The sequence below is a fragment of the Streptomyces sp. NPDC052043 genome (assembly GCF_044548235.1).
In the GTDB taxonomy this organism is placed as follows: domain Bacteria; phylum Actinomycetota; class Actinomycetes; order Streptomycetales; family Streptomycetaceae; genus Streptomyces.
Genome location: NZ_JBIUBT010000011.1, coordinates 200986 through 217608, shown reverse-complemented (window position 1 = coordinate 217608; position 16623 = coordinate 200986). Strand labels below are relative to the sequence as shown.

At 72.9% G+C, this 16623-nt stretch carries 17 protein-coding genes; 12 read left to right on the top strand and 5 right to left on the bottom strand.

Going from position 1 to position 16623, the window contains the following annotated elements:
- Positions 1–148: 148 nt before the first annotated feature.
- Together ACIHCX_RS26780 and ACIHCX_RS26775 are read right to left on the bottom strand one after the other, a co-directional pair.
- Entirely contained in the window at positions 149–1462 is a 1314-nt protein-coding gene (locus ACIHCX_RS26780) for an amidase (RefSeq protein ID WP_400033700.1), read from the bottom strand.
- A complete protein-coding gene (locus tag ACIHCX_RS26775; protein WP_400033698.1) occupies positions 1455–2864 on the bottom strand; it encodes an MFS transporter in 1410 nt (469 codons plus the stop codon). The genes ACIHCX_RS26780 and ACIHCX_RS26775 overlap by 8 nt, the downstream gene beginning before the upstream one ends.
- A 184-nt stretch (positions 2865–3048) precedes the next feature.
- Here ACIHCX_RS26775 and ACIHCX_RS26770 point away from each other — a divergent pair, with 184 nt between their 5' ends.
- The 12 genes from ACIHCX_RS26770 to ACIHCX_RS26715 all read left to right on the top strand — a co-directional run bounded on the left by ACIHCX_RS26770 (position 3049) and on the right by ACIHCX_RS26715 (position 14557).
- Entirely contained in the window at positions 3049–3846 is a 798-nt protein-coding gene (locus ACIHCX_RS26770) for a helix-turn-helix domain-containing protein (RefSeq protein ID WP_400033696.1), read from the top strand.
- A 265-nt stretch (positions 3847–4111) separates the two neighbouring features.
- Positions 4112–4627 (top strand): type 1 glutamine amidotransferase domain-containing protein, encoded by a 516-nt coding sequence (locus ACIHCX_RS26765; protein ID WP_400033694.1) that lies wholly within the window; start codon positions 4112–4114, stop codon positions 4625–4627.
- A gap of 72 nt (positions 4628–4699) precedes the next feature.
- Entirely contained in the window at positions 4700–5860 is a 1161-nt protein-coding gene (locus ACIHCX_RS26760) for an aromatic ring-hydroxylating dioxygenase subunit alpha (RefSeq protein WP_400033692.1), read from the top strand.
- Positions 5861–5904: 44 nt separating this feature from the next.
- Complete coding sequence (locus ACIHCX_RS26755; protein ID WP_400033936.1) at positions 5905–6870, top strand: PDR/VanB family oxidoreductase; 966 nt, start codon at positions 5905–5907, stop codon at positions 6868–6870.
- Positions 6871–6966: 96 nt separating this feature from the next.
- Positions 6967–7833: an NAD-dependent epimerase/dehydratase family protein gene (locus ACIHCX_RS26750; RefSeq protein ID WP_400033690.1), complete on the top strand. Its 867-nt coding sequence runs from the start codon at positions 6967–6969 to the stop codon at positions 7831–7833.
- 82 nt (positions 7834–7915) lie between these two features.
- Positions 7916–8569 (top strand): hypothetical protein, encoded by a 654-nt coding sequence (locus tag ACIHCX_RS26745; RefSeq protein ID WP_400033688.1) that lies wholly within the window; start codon positions 7916–7918, stop codon positions 8567–8569.
- A gap of 5 nt (positions 8570–8574) precedes the next feature.
- Complete coding sequence (locus tag ACIHCX_RS26740; RefSeq protein WP_400033686.1) at positions 8575–9867, top strand: DUF1116 domain-containing protein; 1293 nt, start codon at positions 8575–8577, stop codon at positions 9865–9867.
- 241 nt (positions 9868–10108) lie between these two features.
- Positions 10109–11008, top strand: coding sequence for a DUF4129 domain-containing protein (locus tag ACIHCX_RS26735; protein ID WP_400033684.1), 900 nt, complete (start codon positions 10109–10111; stop codon positions 11006–11008).
- Entirely contained in the window at positions 11005–11541 is a 537-nt protein-coding gene (locus tag ACIHCX_RS26730) for a hypothetical protein (RefSeq protein WP_400033682.1), read from the top strand. Before ACIHCX_RS26735 ends, ACIHCX_RS26730 begins: the two co-directional genes overlap by 4 nt.
- Before the next feature lie 66 nt (positions 11542–11607).
- Positions 11608–12615: an AAA family ATPase gene (locus tag ACIHCX_RS26725; protein ID WP_400033680.1), complete on the top strand. Its 1008-nt coding sequence runs from the start codon at positions 11608–11610 to the stop codon at positions 12613–12615.
- Positions 12612–13958 (top strand): DUF58 domain-containing protein, encoded by a 1347-nt coding sequence (locus tag ACIHCX_RS26720; RefSeq protein ID WP_400033678.1) that lies wholly within the window; start codon positions 12612–12614, stop codon positions 13956–13958. Before ACIHCX_RS26725 ends, ACIHCX_RS26720 begins: the two co-directional genes overlap by 4 nt.
- The gene (locus tag ACIHCX_RS26715) at positions 13955–14557 is read left to right on the top strand and encodes a hypothetical protein (protein ID WP_400033676.1); all 603 of its coding nucleotides are present in this window, start codon (positions 13955–13957) and stop codon (positions 14555–14557) included. Before ACIHCX_RS26720 ends, ACIHCX_RS26715 begins: the two co-directional genes overlap by 4 nt.
- A gap of 99 nt (positions 14558–14656) precedes the next feature.
- On the opposite strand, the gene ACIHCX_RS26710 is transcribed toward ACIHCX_RS26715, so the two are convergent.
- The 3 genes from ACIHCX_RS26710 to ACIHCX_RS26700 all read right to left on the bottom strand — a co-directional run bounded on the left by ACIHCX_RS26710 (position 14657) and on the right by ACIHCX_RS26700 (position 16610).
- On the bottom strand, positions 14657–15076 hold the full coding sequence (locus tag ACIHCX_RS26710; protein WP_400033674.1) for a DUF2809 domain-containing protein: 420 nt from the start codon (positions 15074–15076) through the stop codon (positions 14657–14659).
- Positions 15077–15163: 87 nt separating this feature from the next.
- Positions 15164–15721: a DinB family protein gene (locus tag ACIHCX_RS26705; protein WP_400033672.1), complete on the bottom strand. Its 558-nt coding sequence runs from the start codon at positions 15719–15721 to the stop codon at positions 15164–15166.
- 151 nt (positions 15722–15872) lie between these two features.
- Positions 15873–16610, bottom strand: coding sequence for a FadR/GntR family transcriptional regulator (locus tag ACIHCX_RS26700; protein ID WP_400033670.1), 738 nt, complete (start codon positions 16608–16610; stop codon positions 15873–15875).
- Between the last annotated feature and the right edge of the window lie 13 nt (positions 16611–16623).

Genomic DNA, 16623 nt, shown 5'->3' with positions numbered 1-16623 from the left:
TTTCCCCTGGGGGCAGAGGTAGGAGTCCGGGGCCTATTACGTCTGCGGATCCGGCGGCAGGCCGCACAGGCGGCCCGTGCGGCCGGCGTCCGCGCGGGCCGCCCACAGACTGCGGCTGCCGAACTGCACGCCGATCGGGTGTCTCCGCTCAGGCGGCCGACCGGCTTTGGAGCGCTTGCTCCAGCCAGGCGCCCGCTGTCAGCAGCCGCTCGTCGTCGTCGGGACGTGCCACCAGTTGAACACCCAGCGGCAGCCCGTCCGACGTGGCCGGCCCCGGCACGGTCACGGCGGGCAGCCCCATCGCCTGCCACGGCCGGCTGAAGACCGGTGAGCCGGTGGCGGCCAGGCCGCGCGGGGCCGGACCCGGCGCTGCGGGGACCAGCACCGCGTCCACGCCCTCGAGGCTCTCCCACAACTCCCGCCGGGCAGCCGCCGCCCGGTCCAGCGCGGCCAGGTAGTCGAGCCGGCCCACCTGGTCACCCGTGATGAGCAGATCCAGGAGCTGAGGACTCAACAGCTTCGGCTGGGCCCGCTCGGCGGACAGCGACCGCGCTGCCTCGTACGCCATCACCGTGGCGTGCGTCTCCGCGATCTCCGGCAGCGACGGCAGTGACGGCAGTCCGGACGGCGCCTCCACGATGCGGGCGCCGGCCTCGGCCGCCACGCGTGCCGCCTGGTCGAGCGCCCGGTCCATCGCGGGGTCGGTCGAGCCGAGCCCGGTGTTCCGCCAGACGACCAGGGCGGGCGGACCGTCCGGTGCGACGGGGCGCCGTGCCGGTGCGAGGAGCGCTGCCCGCAGCAGCGCCAGGTCCCGGGTGCCGCGGGCCATCAGTCCCAGCGTGTCCAGGGTGTGGCTCAGCCCCTTGACACCGGTCAGCGGGAAGGTGCCCGGTGTCGCGGTGTACCCGGCGACGCCGCAGTAGGCGGCCGGGCGGATCACCGAGCCGGCCGTCTGGGTGCCGAGCGCCGCGGGGACCATCGCATCGGCGACCGCCGCCGCCGATCCGCTGGAGGAGCCGCCCGGGGTGTGCTCGGGCCGGCGGGGGTTCGCCGTCTTCCCGGGGGAGATGTACGCGAACTCCGTGGTGACCGTCTTGCCCAGCACGATCGCGCCGGCCCTGCGCAGGCGCCGGACCACCCACGCGTCCGCCGTCGGCCGGTGTCCCCGGTACAACTCCGAGCCGTACCGCGTCGGCTGGTCGGCGGTGTCGACGATGTCCTTCACACCGATCGGGATCCCGTGCAGTGGCCCGGTGACCGGGCCCTGGTCGAGGACGCGGGCACGCTCGACCGCCGCCTCGCGGTCCAGGTGCTCCCAGGCGCCGACGACGGGCTCGCGCGCGTCGATCCTGGCCAGGCAGGACTCCAGCAGCGCGCCGGCGGTCAACTCGCCTGAGGCCAGCCGGTCCACGGCCTCGGCCAGGGAGTACGCATGGGGCGGCACGTGCTTCACCTCAGCCACGGCGCTCCCCCGTGGCGGTGGTGGTGGCGCCGACAGCGGACGCCGGCCCGGAGGCGGTGTCTCCGGGCGCCCCGATGCCGCTGGACTCGGTGAGGGACTTGTTCCGGGTCTCCGGGGCCAGGGCGACCGAGACCAGCCAGCCGACCGCGGTCAGCGCGGCCGCGACGAGCATGGTCGGTCCGGCCCCGAGGTGGTCGAGCGAGATCGGCAGCAGGTAGGTGCCGACCGCGGCGCCGATCCGGCTGACCGCGGTGATCACGCCCATCGCGGTCGCGCGGATCTCCGTCGGGAACAGCTCGTTCGGGTACGACCACTCCAGGGTGTTGGGACCGCCGGAGGCAAGCGCGTACAGACAGAACGCGCCGATGACCAGGACCACCGGACCTGTCGGCATCAGCCCGAGCACCACGAAGGGAATCACCATCAGGAAGAACGACCAGATCACCAGCGGCCGGCGACCCCACGTCTCGCACCAGCGCAACGCGGGCAGGCAGCCGATGAGGAACAGCAGGCTGATCATCGCGTAGCCGAAGTTGCTGAGGTTGCCCTCGCCCAGGCCGAAGGACTCCAGCATGGCCGGACCGAAGGTGTACATCGCGAACAGCGGGGTGACACCGCACAGGTACATGAGACCGCAGAACACGGTCCGCCGCAGGTACTCGCCGCTCAGCAGCGCCTTGAAACCGAGGGCGGGTCCGCCGGCCGTCTCGACCCGGGCCAGTCCGGAGACGTCGGCATCCTCTCCGTACACCTTGCGGACGACGGCCTCCGCCTCGGCGATGCGACCCTTGGAGACCAGCCAGCGAGGGGACTCGGGGGTGCCGATGCGCAGCAACAGGATGACCACGCCCGGCACCAGGGCGCTGGCGAGCATCCAACGCCAGGCTTCCTCACCCAGCCAGGCCGTCAGGCCGAAGCCGAGGAAGGTGGCCGCGGTCGCGCCCAGGAACCAGGCCACGACCAGGGACCCGAGCATCGCGCCGCGCTTCTTCGCGGGCAGCCACTCGGCGAGCAGCGCGGTGGCGATCGGGTAGTCGGCGCCGATCGCCAGACCGATGACGAAGCGCAGCACGATGATCTGCCAGCCGTCGGTGACGAACGCGCACAGTGCCGAGGCCACGACGAGGACGACCAGGTCGATCGTGTACATGAGTTCACGGCCGATGCGGTCGGTGACCCGGCCGAAGACCAGACCGCCGATGAAGATGCCGACGAGGGCGGCGGCGCCGGTGAGGCTCAGTTCCGTGCCGCTGAGGTGCAGGTCGGACGTCATGCCGACGAGGGCGATGCCGATGATGCTGAGCAGCCATCCGTCGAGGAACGGTCCGCCCGACGACTGGATCAGCAGACGTTTGTGGAAGGACGACAACGGGCTGTCGTCGATGATCGATGTGGTCGCCATACTCAACTCCCAAAGATGGGCTCCGCCCGGGGGCGCTCGGCGCGGACAGACGCCGGCTGAGGCAGAGGGGAGGGACGGGGTCGCCAGGGGGCAGGTGGGGCGGCCCGTGGCGAACGTGCTGAGTGTTCAGCGACACAAAACGTTATGTCAATAGAGAGCGCACATCGTGAACAGGTAGAGATCCATGTCCACCATCCCTGTACGCTCGAGTGTCATGAGCATCGTTGACGGAGCGGGAGGAAGCCCGTCCGGCGGCGTTTCCGAGCGCGGGGCCGCGCTCGGAAAGCGTCTTCGGGCGGTCCGCGAGCAAAAGCGGATGAGTCTGCGCGAGCTCGCACGCAGACTCGGCTGCTCACCCAGCCATGTCTCGCAGATCGAACGGGGGCTGGCCGCGCCTTCCGTCAGCGTCCTCTATGCCATGGTGAGCGAGCTCGGGCTGTCCATGGACGGGCTGTTCCAGGAGGACCGGAACGGCACCGCAGCGGTCGGGGAGAGCCTCTCGGGCGCCGCTCGCGTCGCGGACGTGTCAGGCGGGGCGCAGCCGGCTTCCGCAGAGGTCGCCCCAGGTCATGGCCCGTACGCGGCGGATTCCGGCACGACCGGTGAGCCGGTGCCCGGCACGCCGGGTGAGGAGCGCTTCGTCCAGCGCGCGGCCACCCGCAGGTCCATCGAGATCGAGACCGGGATGCGCTGGGAGCTGCTCACCCCGCGTACCGAGCACGGTGTCGACTTCCGCGAGATCGTGTACCAGGTCGGGGCCGGCTCGGCGCCCGGCGAGCAGTTCATCCGTCACCCCGGACGCGAGTACGGGCTGGTTCTGGAAGGGCGCCTGCACGTCCAGATCGGTTTCGAGCAGTTCGTGCTCGGGCCCGGCGATTCCATCGCCTTCGACTCGACGCTGCCGCACCGTTTCTGGAACGAGGGCACCGGCCGGGCGCGGGCGGCCTGGTTCTCCCTGGCCGACCCGGGGGCGCAGCCCTGAGTCGCCGCTGAGCCGCACCACACGGCGGGTCTCCCCGGTAGGGGGAGGCCCGCCGTCGCCGTCCTGGGGGATGGACCCGATTGCGCCCGCCCACGTCGCCGCCGCGGGCGAGCCAGGCGTTCCTCATGCAGCGACTCTTGACACGAGCGTTTTCCTGCACTGAACATAAATGTTCAGTGAGAGTGCACACCCGCACACCTTGAGTCGGGGCGCTCTCTCCACCGCATTCTGCGCCGTGTCGCGCCGTCGCATGGGAGTCGCATCCGTGTCTCTGCAAGGCAAGAAGGTCCTCGTCCTCGCCGCGGACTACTTCGAGGAGTCGGAACTCCTCTACCCGGTGATCCGGCTGCGTGAGGAGGGCGCCGAGGTCGTCGTCGCCGGCCCGACCCGCGCTCCGGTCAAGGGCAAGGCGGGATATCCGCACCCCGTCGACGCCTCGTTCGACGACATCGAGGCCGCCGGCTTCGACGCACTGGTCGTCCCCGGCGGCTTCGCGCCGGACCTGCTGCGTCGCTCTGCCCGGGTGCTCGATCTCGTGCGCGAGTTCGACCAGTCGAGTCGTCCCCTGGCCCTGGTCTGCCACGCGGGCTGGGTCGCCGTCTCCGCCGGCATTCTTCCCGGCCGTACGGTCACCAGCGTCGCCGCGATCAAGGACGACCTCGCCAACGCGGGCGCCGTCTGGAAGGACGAGCCGGTCGTCGTCGACGGCAATCTGATCAGCGCTCAGCTCCCGCGCGACCTCGGCCCTTGGATGCGGGCGCTCATCGCCGCCCTCGCCTGAGCCGCGTCCCCCTGCCGCATCCCCCTGGCATCTCCCTGCCGCATCCCCTCGCACCCACAGGAGCCGTCAGTCATGAAGTCCCCCCTTCCCGCGGAACAGTTCGCCGCCAGCATCGGCAGCGTCGACGAGGCCGTGTCGCTGCCGCCCGAGTGCTACACGTCACCCGAGTTCTACCGGTTCGAGCAGGAGGCGGTCTGGGGGCGCGACTGGTTCTGCGTCGGCCGCGCCACCGACATCCCCAAGCCGGGCGACTACTACACCGTCACCGTCGACAAGGACCCGCTGATGGTGGTCCGCGGCGCCGACGACGAGGTCCACGTCCGCTCCGCGCTCTGCCGCCACCGCGCCATGCCGCTGGTCGAGGGCCGCGGCAACACCCGCCGCTTCCGCTGCCCGTACCACTCCTGGGTCTACGGCCTCGACGGCGCCCTGCAGTCCGCACCCGACCTCAACGGCCACCCCTGCTTCGACAAGTCCGAGATCCGCCTGCCCGAGGTCCGCTCCGAGGTGTGGGAGGGCTTCGTCTTCATCACCTTCGACCCGGACATCGCCCCCGTCGCCGAGCGCCTCGGACGTCTCTCCCGGCAGCTCGCCCCGTACGACCTGGCGAACCTGCGCTCCGCCGAACCGCAGCAGTTCGACGAGTACGCCTGGAACTGGAAGATCTTCGCCGACGAGTGCTACCACTGCGCCCACCTGCACGCCAAGTCGTGGAACCCGATGTATCCCACGCCCAGTGAGCGCATCGACTACGACACCCCGCTCAACGACGTCGACAACGGGATCATCGCCTACGAGCTGATCGGCCGTGCCCCCGGCGCCTCGCCCACCCGTACCGGTGAGGTGCTGCTGCCGTTGCTGCCCGGTCTCGACGAGGACCAACAGAGCCGGCTGCTGTACGTCACGGTGATGCCGAACCTGCTGATCATCGCGCTGCCCGACAAGGTCAAGTACTTCCTGTGGCTGCCCACCGGGCCGACCGGCTCCGTCTTCGCCGCGACCTGGCTCTACCCCGAGTCCACGCTCGGACTGCCCGATTTCAAGGACGTCTGGCAGATGGAGAAGGACGACCTGGCCCAGGTCATGGTCGAGGACGTCTTCGCCTGGACCGGCGTCCAGCGCGGGATGCACTCGCGGTTCGCCCCCCGCGGCCGTTACGCGCCCTCCGAGGTCGTGCTCGTCCGCTTCAACCAGTGGCTCGCCGAGCGCTACCGGTCCGAGGAGCTGGTGTGACCCTCCAGTTGGAGGCGGCCGTGCACGCCCCGCCGCGCGCCGCGGTGACCACTGTGCGGGTCGCCGCCAGGACCGACGTCGCCGACTCCGTCGCCGTACTGACCCTGGAGGACCCCCTGGGCGGGGAACTGCCCGCCTGGGAGCCCGGCGCCCACATCGACCTGGTCGTCGACCCGGGCGACGGCACCCCGGACGTGGTCCGCCAGTACTCGCTGTGCGGCGACCCGGCGGACCGGCGCCGCTGGCGGATCGCCGTGCTGCGCGTGCCGGACGGGCGGGGCGGCTCGGAGCTGATCCACCGGCGGCTGGTCCCCGGCACCACGGTGAGTGTCCGGGGGCCGCGCAACTCCTTCCCGCTGCGGCCCGCGCCGAAGTACCTGTTCCTCGCCGGAGGCATCGGGATCACGCCGATCCTGCCCATGGCCGCGGCGGCCGAACGCGCCGGCCGCCCCTGGCGGCTCGTCTACCTCGGGCGGTCCCGCGACCGCATGGCTCTCCTGGAGGAGGCCGAGGCGTACGGGCCCGAGCGGGTCACCGTCCACGGCAACGACCTCGACGGCGAGTTCGACGTGACCGCGCTCCTCGCCGGCTGTCGCTCCGGTACCGCCGTGTACGCCTGCGGCCCCGGCGGGCTGCTGTCGCTCCTGGAGGAGCGGCACGCCGCGGGGGCGCCCTGGACCCTGCATCTGGAGCGGTTCGCCCCTGCCGCGCCGCCCGCGGGACAGCCGGCCGCTCACGAGCAGGACGAGGAGTTCGAGGTCGAACTCGCCTCCAGTAGCCAGGTGCACCGCGTCCCCGCCGGCTGCTCGCTCCTGGAGGTGCTGCTCGCCGCAGGCGCCGTCGTCGACTGGTCCTGCCGGGAGGGCACCTGCGGCGCCTGTGAGACCGGGGTGCTCAGCGGGACCCCCCGCCACCGGGACTCCGTCCTCACCCCCGAGGAGCGGGCCGGGGGTGCCTCGATGATGCCGTGCGTCTCCCGCGCGGCAGGCCGCGTCGTCCTCGACCTCTGACCACCGCGCCTCCCCGCTCCGGTCCGGCGGACGCCGTACCCGCACATGCCACACATCCCGTGAACCCGTGAACCCCTGAAATCCCGAAGGAGAACCATGTCCGCGCTGAAAAAGGTGGTCGTCACCGGCGGCTCAGGCCGGGTCGGCCGGTACGTCGTCGCCGAACTGGCCCGTACGTTCGACGTCGTCAACGCCGACCGGGTCGCCTCCGACGCCTCCGTCGCCTACGCCGAGACCGACGTCATGGACCTGGACAGGGTCCGCGCCGTCACCAAGGGCGCCGACGCCGTCGTCCATCTCGCCGCCATCGACTTCGACTGGAAGGCCGCCCCCGAGGAGTACATCCGGGTCAACACCCTCGGCTCCTGGCACGTGTTGCAGGCCGCCGCCGAGAACGACGTCAAGAAGGTCGTCCTCACCTCCTCCGTCTCGGCCTGCGGGCTCTCCGAGATGCGGCCCGACTGGACCCCCCGCTACCTGGCCGTCGACGAGGACCACGAGAACCGGCCGACCCAGGCGTACAGCGTCAGCAAGCAGATCATCGAGACCATGGGGCTCAGCGTCGTCCGCTCGGGCGGACCCGACGTCATCTGCCTGCGCCCGCTCGCCGTCGTCCTACCCGAAACCCTCGCGGAGTTCACCGCCTTCATCGACGACCCCGCCACGCACTGGCTCTACTACTACGTCACCGCCCAGGACGTCGCCCGCGCCTTCCGCGCCGCGCTGGAGACGGACGGCCTGCGCCACGGCACCTTCTTCCTCAGCGCCGACGACACCTGCCGTCCCGAACCCACCCTCGACTGGTACCGCGAGCGGATCGGCGCGCTTCCCGAGATCCGCAACCCCCGCCTGTACCAGCGCAATCCGCGTGCCTCGATCTTCTCCAGCACCCGCGCCCGCGACCTGCTCGGCTGGGAACCCACCTCCGACTTCCTGGCCCTGCGCGCCGAACAGGGCCTGTAGCAGCCCCTCCCCTGCCCTCACGTTCCCTTCCCCTCCCCTCGCGTCCCCCTCCCCCGCGTCCCCTTCCGAAAGCAGGTCACCCATGTCCGACATCGTGCGCTCCGGCAAGGTCGACTGGACCGGCGACAACCCCTTCGTCTACCTGAAGACGGACCCCCACGGCCCGTGGTCGTCGCTGTCGCTGTTCTTCCGCGTCACCGCCTCCGACTTCGGCCCGGGCCACCTCGTCCTGGCCGTCGAGCAGCCCTCCTGCGCGTCCGGCGACCGGACCAGTAAGCCGGACCCCGGCGCCGTCCGGCTCGCGCTCACCGACAACGAGCCGCTGGCCCGTTTCCTGATCGACGACTTCGTCCGCGCATTCGTGCTGTTCCGGCCCGCCAAGGCAGCGCTCGACGCGCTCGATCTGGTCACCGGTGCCGAGTTCACCCAGTCCGGGGACGGCGTCACCACTCTCACCGAGGCCGCCCGCACCGCCGACCGCTCCTTGGCCCTGACCTGGGAAGGGCTCGGGGAGCCGTTCGCGGTGGACGTGCCGGCCACCGAGTCCGGTACCCGGCGCCACGAGATGTTCAGTGTCTTCCGTGTCGCCTCGGGCGCCCGCGTCGAGGCCGACGGCCGCCGGCTGCCCGGCTCGACGGTCGAACGGGACTTCCTCAACGGGCGCGGGCAGTCCGCCGCGCTGGCCCTTTCCGAAACCTGGGTGCGCGACGACTCCGCTGCCCCGGCCGGGCGGTGACCCGCGTGAACTCCGCGCCGACCACCGACGCCGTCCCGTCGTCCGCCGGGTCCACCCCGTTCGTCCACGCGGCGGACGAGCGGGCCCTGGACCGGCTGGCCGCCTGCCGCCCCCGCTGGACCGGCATGTCCACCGTCCGGGCTGTGACCGGGTCCGACTGGCTGCTCCTGCACGCCGGACCTCCCTTCGAAACCGTCGACGACATCCCCGCGCCGGTCCTCAACTCCCTGGCCCTCGCGTGCGTGTACGAGGGCTGGGCCACCGATGTCGAGGCGGGCCGCGGGTTCGTCCTCGGGGGTGAGACCGCCTTCGCCCCGGCCCAGGACCACGGGGTCGTGGTGCCGCTCGCGGGCGTCGCCTCGCCGTCGATGGCCGTCCACGTCGTCACCGGCCCGCCCGTCGGCGACGCTCCGGTCACCGACGGTCCTGCGGCCGGCCACGTCCGCTACGCCGTCGTGAACGAAGGCCAGGAGCACGCCCTGCGCCTGGGCACCGCCGACCCCGAAATCCCCGCCCACCACCACTGGCTGGACGGCGCGTTCGCCGACTGGCTGGCCGACTGCCTCGACGCGGCGGGCCCGTTGGACCTGCTGCCCGTCATCGGCGCCGCCCGCGCGGAGGGCGACGACTGCCACAGCCGTACGGTGGCCGGATCCAGGCTGCTCGCCGCACGGCTCCGCGCGGCCGCGCCCGACACCCCGAACGACGTCGCCGCGTTCCTCGACGCGGCGCCCGCCTTCGCACTCAACCTGTGGATGGCTGCCGCGGCCCTGATGCTGAGCGCTGCCGACGGCACCCCCGGTTCCTCCGCCGTCACCCGCGCGGGCGGCAACGGCCACGCGTTCGGCATCCAGGTCGCGGGCCTGCCGGGACGCTGGTTCACCACGACCGCGATGCCGCCACGTGGCCACGTCGAGGCCCCGCACACCGGCTGCCGGGCGGTCGGCGCGATCGGCGACAGCGCGGTCGTGGACCTGCTCGGGCTCGGCGGGCAGAGCCTGGCGTCCGCGCCGGCCGTCCGGGCCGCGCTCCACGGATACCTGCCGCAGGACGCCACCGAACGAGGCGCGGTGTTGGCCGGGCGGACCCTCTCCGACGCGGACGGGACCCCCGCCGGACTCACCGCCCACGCGGTCGTCAGGACCGGGACCGGGCCGCTCGTGCTGCTCGGCATGATCGAACGGACCGGCCGGGCCGGACGCATCGGCGGCGGTGTCTACGACCCGCCGGTGCCCCTGTTCGAAACCGCCGCCTCCGCACTGTCGGCGACCGGCTCCGAACGGGCTGGACCTCACTGACCGCCACGGGCCGCCACGGGCCGCCACCACTGCCCAACGGCCGATGTCCGGTGCTGCTGCTCCTTGTCTGCCCCCTTCCGGTCCGCGCCGCCGGTAAACCCCTGCTGGCACGCCCGCGACCGGTGTGCGAAGCTGCCTGTCGCAAGAGGGGGGTATGGCAGTGGGGCGGGCACGTACGGTGGGCGGGCGACGGCGGCACGGCACGATCGGGGCCGCACGGGCCGCGTTGACGGTACTGGTCGTGGGCGGAACCGCTCTGGCAGCACTGCTGCTGCACCCCGGCACCGGCCTGTTCGCCAAGGGCCGCGGGCCGCTCGGCGGCAACCCCGTCCTCGTGGTCGGCCTCGCCCTGCTCTCGCTCCTCGGCGGCCTCGCACTGCGCGAGAAGTACCTGGAGCAGCTCGGCACCGGCCGGGAACTCAACCCGGTGGAACAGCGGTTGGTGGACAGCGTGGGCCGCGTCCTACTGGCCGCACCGCTGGTCCTCCCGCTGCTCATCCTGGTCCTGCACCGGTTCGGTTCGTCCGGCGGCAACCGCCAGGAAGGCCACGGGCCGTCCCGGCTTCCCACCCCCGCGTGGCAGGACCCGGTGAGCACCCCGTCACCCGCACAGGGTGCCGGGCACCGTGACCACGGCATGCACTTCGGGCTGACGCGCATCCTGCTCGGTCTCGGTATCGCCCTGCTCGCCGTGGTCGTCGTCCTCGCCGCACTGCACCTGTGGCGGTATCTGACCCGGCCGCCGGAGCCCGAGACCTCGGCGACGTACGCGACACTCGACGCCGAGCAGGAACGCCTGGCCCAGGCCGTGGACTCCGGGCGCCGCGCCCTGCGGGAAGGAACCGATGCCCGCGCGGCCGTCATCGCCTGCTACGTCGCCATGGAGGAGTCGCTCGCCGACTCCGGTATGACCCGGCGCGCCTCGGACAGCCCGCAGGACCTGCTGGAGCGGGCCGTCGCGGGCGGCCTGCCCGAGACGGCGGCCGCCGCCGAGCTCACCGCCCTCTTCCGCGAGGCCCGTTACTCCACGCACCCGATGGACGGCGGCCACCGCGACCGGGCCGCGGCCGCGCTCGCCGAGATCGCTGACGGCCTGCGCTCGCGGGCACGTGCGACCGAAGCCGTGGCGGGTGCCGAATGAGGGTGCCCGCACGGATCCGTACCGTCGTCACCTCCGCACGGGGGACGCCTGGTTCGGTACGCCACTCGCTGACCGTACTGGGCACCGTCGCCCTCGCGTCCGGAGCGCTGCTCGCCCTGGCCGACGGTGCCGCAGCCGCCGCCACCGGCCTCGCCCTCATCACCGCCGTCGTGCTGGCCCTGGGGCGCTATGCCGCCGGCGCTGCCGCTCAGGACAGCGGCTACCGCAGGCCGGTGCGCCTGCTGAACAGCCGGGCCCCGGCGCTCGGCGAATGGCACCGCATCGTGGCCAAGACCCTCGCGGACGACGGCGAAGTGCACCTCCACACCGTCATGCGGCCGCAGTTGCAGCGGTTGTTCGCCGCCCGGCTGGCCGAACGGCACGGCGTGGCGATGTACCGCAACCCGCAGCGGGCCCGGGCACTGGTCGGCGCTGAGCTGTGGCCGTGGATCGATCCCGAGGCGACCGCTCCGCAGCCCACGCTCCCCGAGCCCGTCCTGCGCTCCCTGCTCGACCGCCTGGAAGCCCTGTGACCGGTGGCGCCGCGGCCGACCCCGCAGCACGTACACATACCGACCCCACCCCGTGAGGATCCGCCCGTGACCAGCCCGCAGCCCACCCCGGACCACGACGCCCTGACACCGCGACAGGCGGGTGAACGGGCCGCGGCCGTGCTCGACGAGATCCGCACGGCGGTGGTCGGCAAGCCGGAACCACTGGAGCTGGTCATGCTCGGCATCCTGGCCGGCGGCCACGTCCTCATCGAGGACCTGCCGGGGCTCGGGAAGACGCTGCTGGCCCGTTCCTTCGCCACCAGCCTCGGCCTGGACTTCCGCCGCATCCAGTTCACTCCCGACCTGCTGCCCTCCGACGTGACCGGCGCTCCGTTCTACGACCAGCGGACGGCCGACATGGTCTTCCGGCCCGGACCGGTCTTCACCCACCTGCTGCTCGCCGACGAGATCAACCGCACCCCGCCCAAGACGCAGGCGGCGCTGCTGGAGGCGATGGCCGAGTCCCAGGTGTCCATCGACGGAAGCACCCGGCCGCTGCCGGAGCCCTTCGTGGTGGTCGCCACCGCCAACCCCATCGAGTACGAGGGCACGTACACCCTGCCGGAGGCCCAGCTCGACCGGTTCCTGCTGCGGGTGCGGATGGGCTACCTGACGGCGTCCCAGGAGGCCGGCATGTTGCGCGCGCGGGTCGATCGGGCGGCGCCCGAGGCGGTGCTGCGCACGCTCAGCGGGCCGGGCGAGGTGCTGGCCATGCGGGCGGCCGTCGAACGCGTCGAGGTGGACGACGACCTGCTGGACTATGTCGTCGCGCTGGTCGGCGCCACCCGGGCCCACCCGCACATCCAGGTCGGTGCCTCTCCGCGCGGCGGTCTGGCCCTGGTGCAGCTCGCCCGTGCCCGTGCCGTCCTGGACCTGCGGGACTACGTGACCCCGGAGGACGTCAAGTCCGTGGTGGTGCCGGGCCTCGCGCACCGCGTCACTCTCAAGCCGGAGTTGTGGGTCCGGCAGATCGACGGCGACGACGTGATCCGCGAGATCGCGCAGTCCGTGCCCGCCCCGCAGACCCTGCCGCGCACGCCGGTCGTGTCATGACGGAGCCGGTGCCGGCTCGCCGGGCGGCGGCCGCCGTCCAGCGGGCCCTGGACGGCCGCCAGGACGTGACCGCCGAACCCCCGCCGCCGCCCCCGCCCGGCTGGCGACCCGGTGAACGGGCGCTGCGGCTGGGCACGTTGGCCGTTGTCGCGCTGGCCGCCGCGCTGCTCACCGGGCGCCCCTGGGTGCTTGCCCTGGCCACCGCGCCGCTGGTGCTGCTCGCCCTCGCGCTGCCGGGCGGGCCGCGCCCGGCAGCGGTGACGGCCGAGGTCGAGGTGGAACCGCGGCGGTGCTTCGAGGGCGAGCAGGTGACGGTGCGGATCGCGGTGGCCTACGACGGTGAGCCCTGCCGCCTGGACCCCGGCATCACCCTTGGCCACGGGGTTCGGCTCGACCACCTCGCGGTCGGCCCGCACCGCGTCGATCTCGTCCTGACCCCGCAGCGCTGGGGCCGCTGGACGCTCGGCACGGTCGACGTCGACGTCTACGACCGCGGCGGGCTGGCCCGGCGCACCGTGCGGGCCGAACTCGGCGAGATCGCCGTCTTCCCGGTGCCCGAACACGCCGGCCTCACGCCCATCCCGGTCCGGCTGCCGCAGCGGCTCGGCGAGCACACCGCCGTGCAGCGCGGCGAGGGCGTCGAGGTCACCGGCGTGCATCCGTATGTGCGCGGCGAACGGCAGCGGCGGATCCACTGGCCGGCGACCACCCGCCGCGGCACCCTGCAGGTCCATCAGTTCGCCGCGGAGCGCACCGCCGACACCGTGGTGCTGCTGGACGTGCTCGCCGACGTGGTCGATCCGGTCGCCGGCGCGTCCTCGCTCGACGAGACCTTCCGGGCCGCTGCCGGACTGGTCCGCGCCTATCTGCGCACCCACGACCGGGTCGGCGTCGTGTCGGTCGGCGGCGCGACCCGCTGGCTGCAACCGGGCAGCGGCCAGGGGTACTTCTACCGCATCGTCGAAAGTGTGCTGGAGGTCCGCAAGGACCGCGCGTACCGCACGGAGGGCCTCAGCCCGCTCCCACCGCCCGCACTGCCCGAAGGAGCGCTGGTGTATGTCATCACGCCGCTGACCGACCAGCGGATTTTCGACATCCTGCACCAGGTGCGCGGACGGGCCAACCCGATGGTCGTGGTCGAGATCCCCACCGGCGACCCGGTCGTGGAACCCGGCGACACCGAGGGCGAACTCGCGCTGCGGCTGTGGCGGGCCGACCGCGACGCCATGCGCTTCGCTCTCGTGGAACGCGGCATCGCGGTCGTCGCCCACCGGCCCGGCGAGACCCTCGACCTCGCCCTCGCGCCGCTGCTTCGCACCCGCATCCACGGGGGGACCCGATGACCAACGCCCCCGCTCGGTTCGCCCGGCCGGCCCCGCGCCCCGACGGCAGCCGAACCGCCCTGCTCGTCGCGCGTCTCACCTCCCGCATCACCGACCGCGTGCTCGGAACGGCCCTCGCCGTCGCCGCCTGCAACCCGCCGGCCGCCCTGCACGCGCCCCTGCCGGTCAGGGTGCTGGTGCTCGGCGCGGCGGCGGCCGCGTGGTGGGCCGCTCCGATGGCCGACGCGCGCCCCGTCCTGACCTCCATGCGCTGGCGGACCGTCGCGGCCCGCCGCAGGACGACCCTGCTGCCGGCCGCGGCGATCGCCGTCGCCGCGGCCACCGGCCCCCCGTTCTGGCTGGTGGGCTGCATCGCAGCCCTGCTGCTCGCCTACCTGCTCGTCACCGACGCGTGGACAGCCGGGGTCACCGCCCCGCCCGGCCGGCCGCGGGCGACCCCCGCGCTGGCGGCGGCCGCCGCGACCGCAGTGGTCCTGCTCGCCGCTCAGGCGCCGGTCGCGGGCACCTCATGGGCACGGCTGCCCGCCGCACTGGCCATCGCCGCCACCGCGGCTTGCCTGGTCCTGGCGCTGCGCATCCGCCGCCGCCCGTCCGGCTGACCACCGAGCAGACCGACTGCCGCACCGAACCGACCTGGAGCGACTCGGCTCCTGGGCCGTGGCCGATCGGCGGAGCCGCAGGTGAGCCACCAGCAGGCCCTACGCCTGCCTCCTCACCGCGGTGAGGACGAGCCAGCCCGCTGCCGCGCCGACCGCGTACCAGAGGAGGTCGGGCGGGTTGAAGGTAGACCCGAGCACGAGGCGGGCAACGGCACTGCGCCGGGAGAGCTCTGCCGGCACCTCGCTGAGCTGCAGGAACTCGATCCCCCAACTGACGGCCAACGCGCTTGCGGCGGCCGTCAGGGGCCTCACCCGGGGTGCCACCAGAACGACGAGGGTCAGAAGCAGGACGGTGTACAGCGCGTCTCCACCGTACTTGCCCACGCTCCCCGCCGACACGGCCCTCAGCCCCAGCGCCGCGGCGACGGTCAGCACCGCGGCCGCGGCCGCCGCCAGCCGGATCCGCACGGGGGCGGCGGCGCCTGCGGCGCGGTCCTGGGTTTCGAGCAGGAAGGGCACGGGGTCATCTTGCCGGATGTCCCGTGCTCGACGCACGTGCCCGGTGGGTGCAGGCACCCCGCTGTTGACCGCCGACCGGACCATCGGTCAGCCCATGCTCTTGGCGCCGTCCAGGGTCTCGCGGATGATGTCGGCGTGGCCGGCGTGCTGGGCGGTCTCCGCGATGATGTGCATCAGCACCCGGCGGGCCGACCACTGCGCGCCGGGCTCGAACCACGGGGCTCTCGGCAGCGGCCGCGTGGCCGCCAGGTCGGGCAGCGTGGCGACCAGGTCGTCGGTGCGGCGGGCCGCCTCGGCGTAGTCGGCCAATACGCCGGTCAGCGTCTCACCGGGCAAGAGCCGGAACTGGTCCGCCCGCCGGGCCCAGTCGGCCTCGGTCATGGCCGTGAAGTCCCCCATCGCCGAGGGGCCGTTCAGGATGAAATCCGCCCAGCTCCGCTCGACCGCGGTGACGTGCTTGATCAGGCCGCCCAGGCAGAGCTCGCTGGCGGTGGTCCGCAACCCGGCCTGCTCGTCGGTGAGGTCACGGGTGGTGAAGCGCAGGAAGTGCCGGTGCTTGGCCAGCATCTCCAGCAGATCGGCGCGCTCACCGGTGACGGCCGGGGCCCCGGCCGGGTCGTGGGTGGTCTGCTCGTTGACGGTCATGGTCTCCGCCTTCCGGTGTTTCTGTTCCGTCGGACAAGGACCACGCTATGAGCCATTGCGGTCAGATCCTGTCCTAAAGGCGGGGAGGACCAGAAGCAGTTCCCAGCGATGACCAACTCTCGGCATCCGCATCGCCGCAGGCCGCCAACCGCTACCGCTCCAGTTGCGCCCGCAGCCACTCCTCCACCTCGCCGACGTGCGCGGCCGCTGCTGCCCGCGCGGCCTCCGGATCCCGGGCGGTCAGCGCCCGATGGATCGCGGCGTGTTCGCGGCGTGTTCGGGAGAAGGCCCCCTCCTCCTGGTAGCCGCGCCAGACGCGGGCGCGGAAGGTGCGCGAGGACAGGCCGTCCAGCATCGCGGCCATCGTCTCGTTGCCCGCGGCCACGGCGATTTCCCGGTGGAAGGCAAGGTCGTGGGCGAGGATCTCCTCCGGATCGTCCGTGGTGTTCATCGCCGTCAGGTGTTTCTCCACCTCGGCGAGTTGGTCCCGGGTGATCCGGGCCGCCGCCAGCGCCGTCGCCGTCGACTCCAGGACGCGGCGCACCTCGAGCAGCTCCACCAGGCGCGGGCCGCGGGAGAGGTCGGCGACCACGCCGAACGTCTCCAGCAGGTCACCGGCCTCCAGCCGGGTGACGTAGATGCCCGAGCCGTGCCGGGCCTCCAGCACACCGAGCACGGTCAGCGCGCGGATCGCCTCACGCATCGAACTGCGGGAGATGCCCAACTGGGCCGCGAGGTCCCGCTCGGTGGGCAGGCGCTGCCCGGGTTCCAGCAGTCCCTCGGCGATCATCGCCTTGATCCGCTCAAGGGCGCGCTGCGTCACCGTGCCCTTCTGCGGAGCGGCCGCGGCGGTCTCCCGTTCCGTCTCCTCCGTAGCGGTTTCGTCCACGCCACTCCTCCTG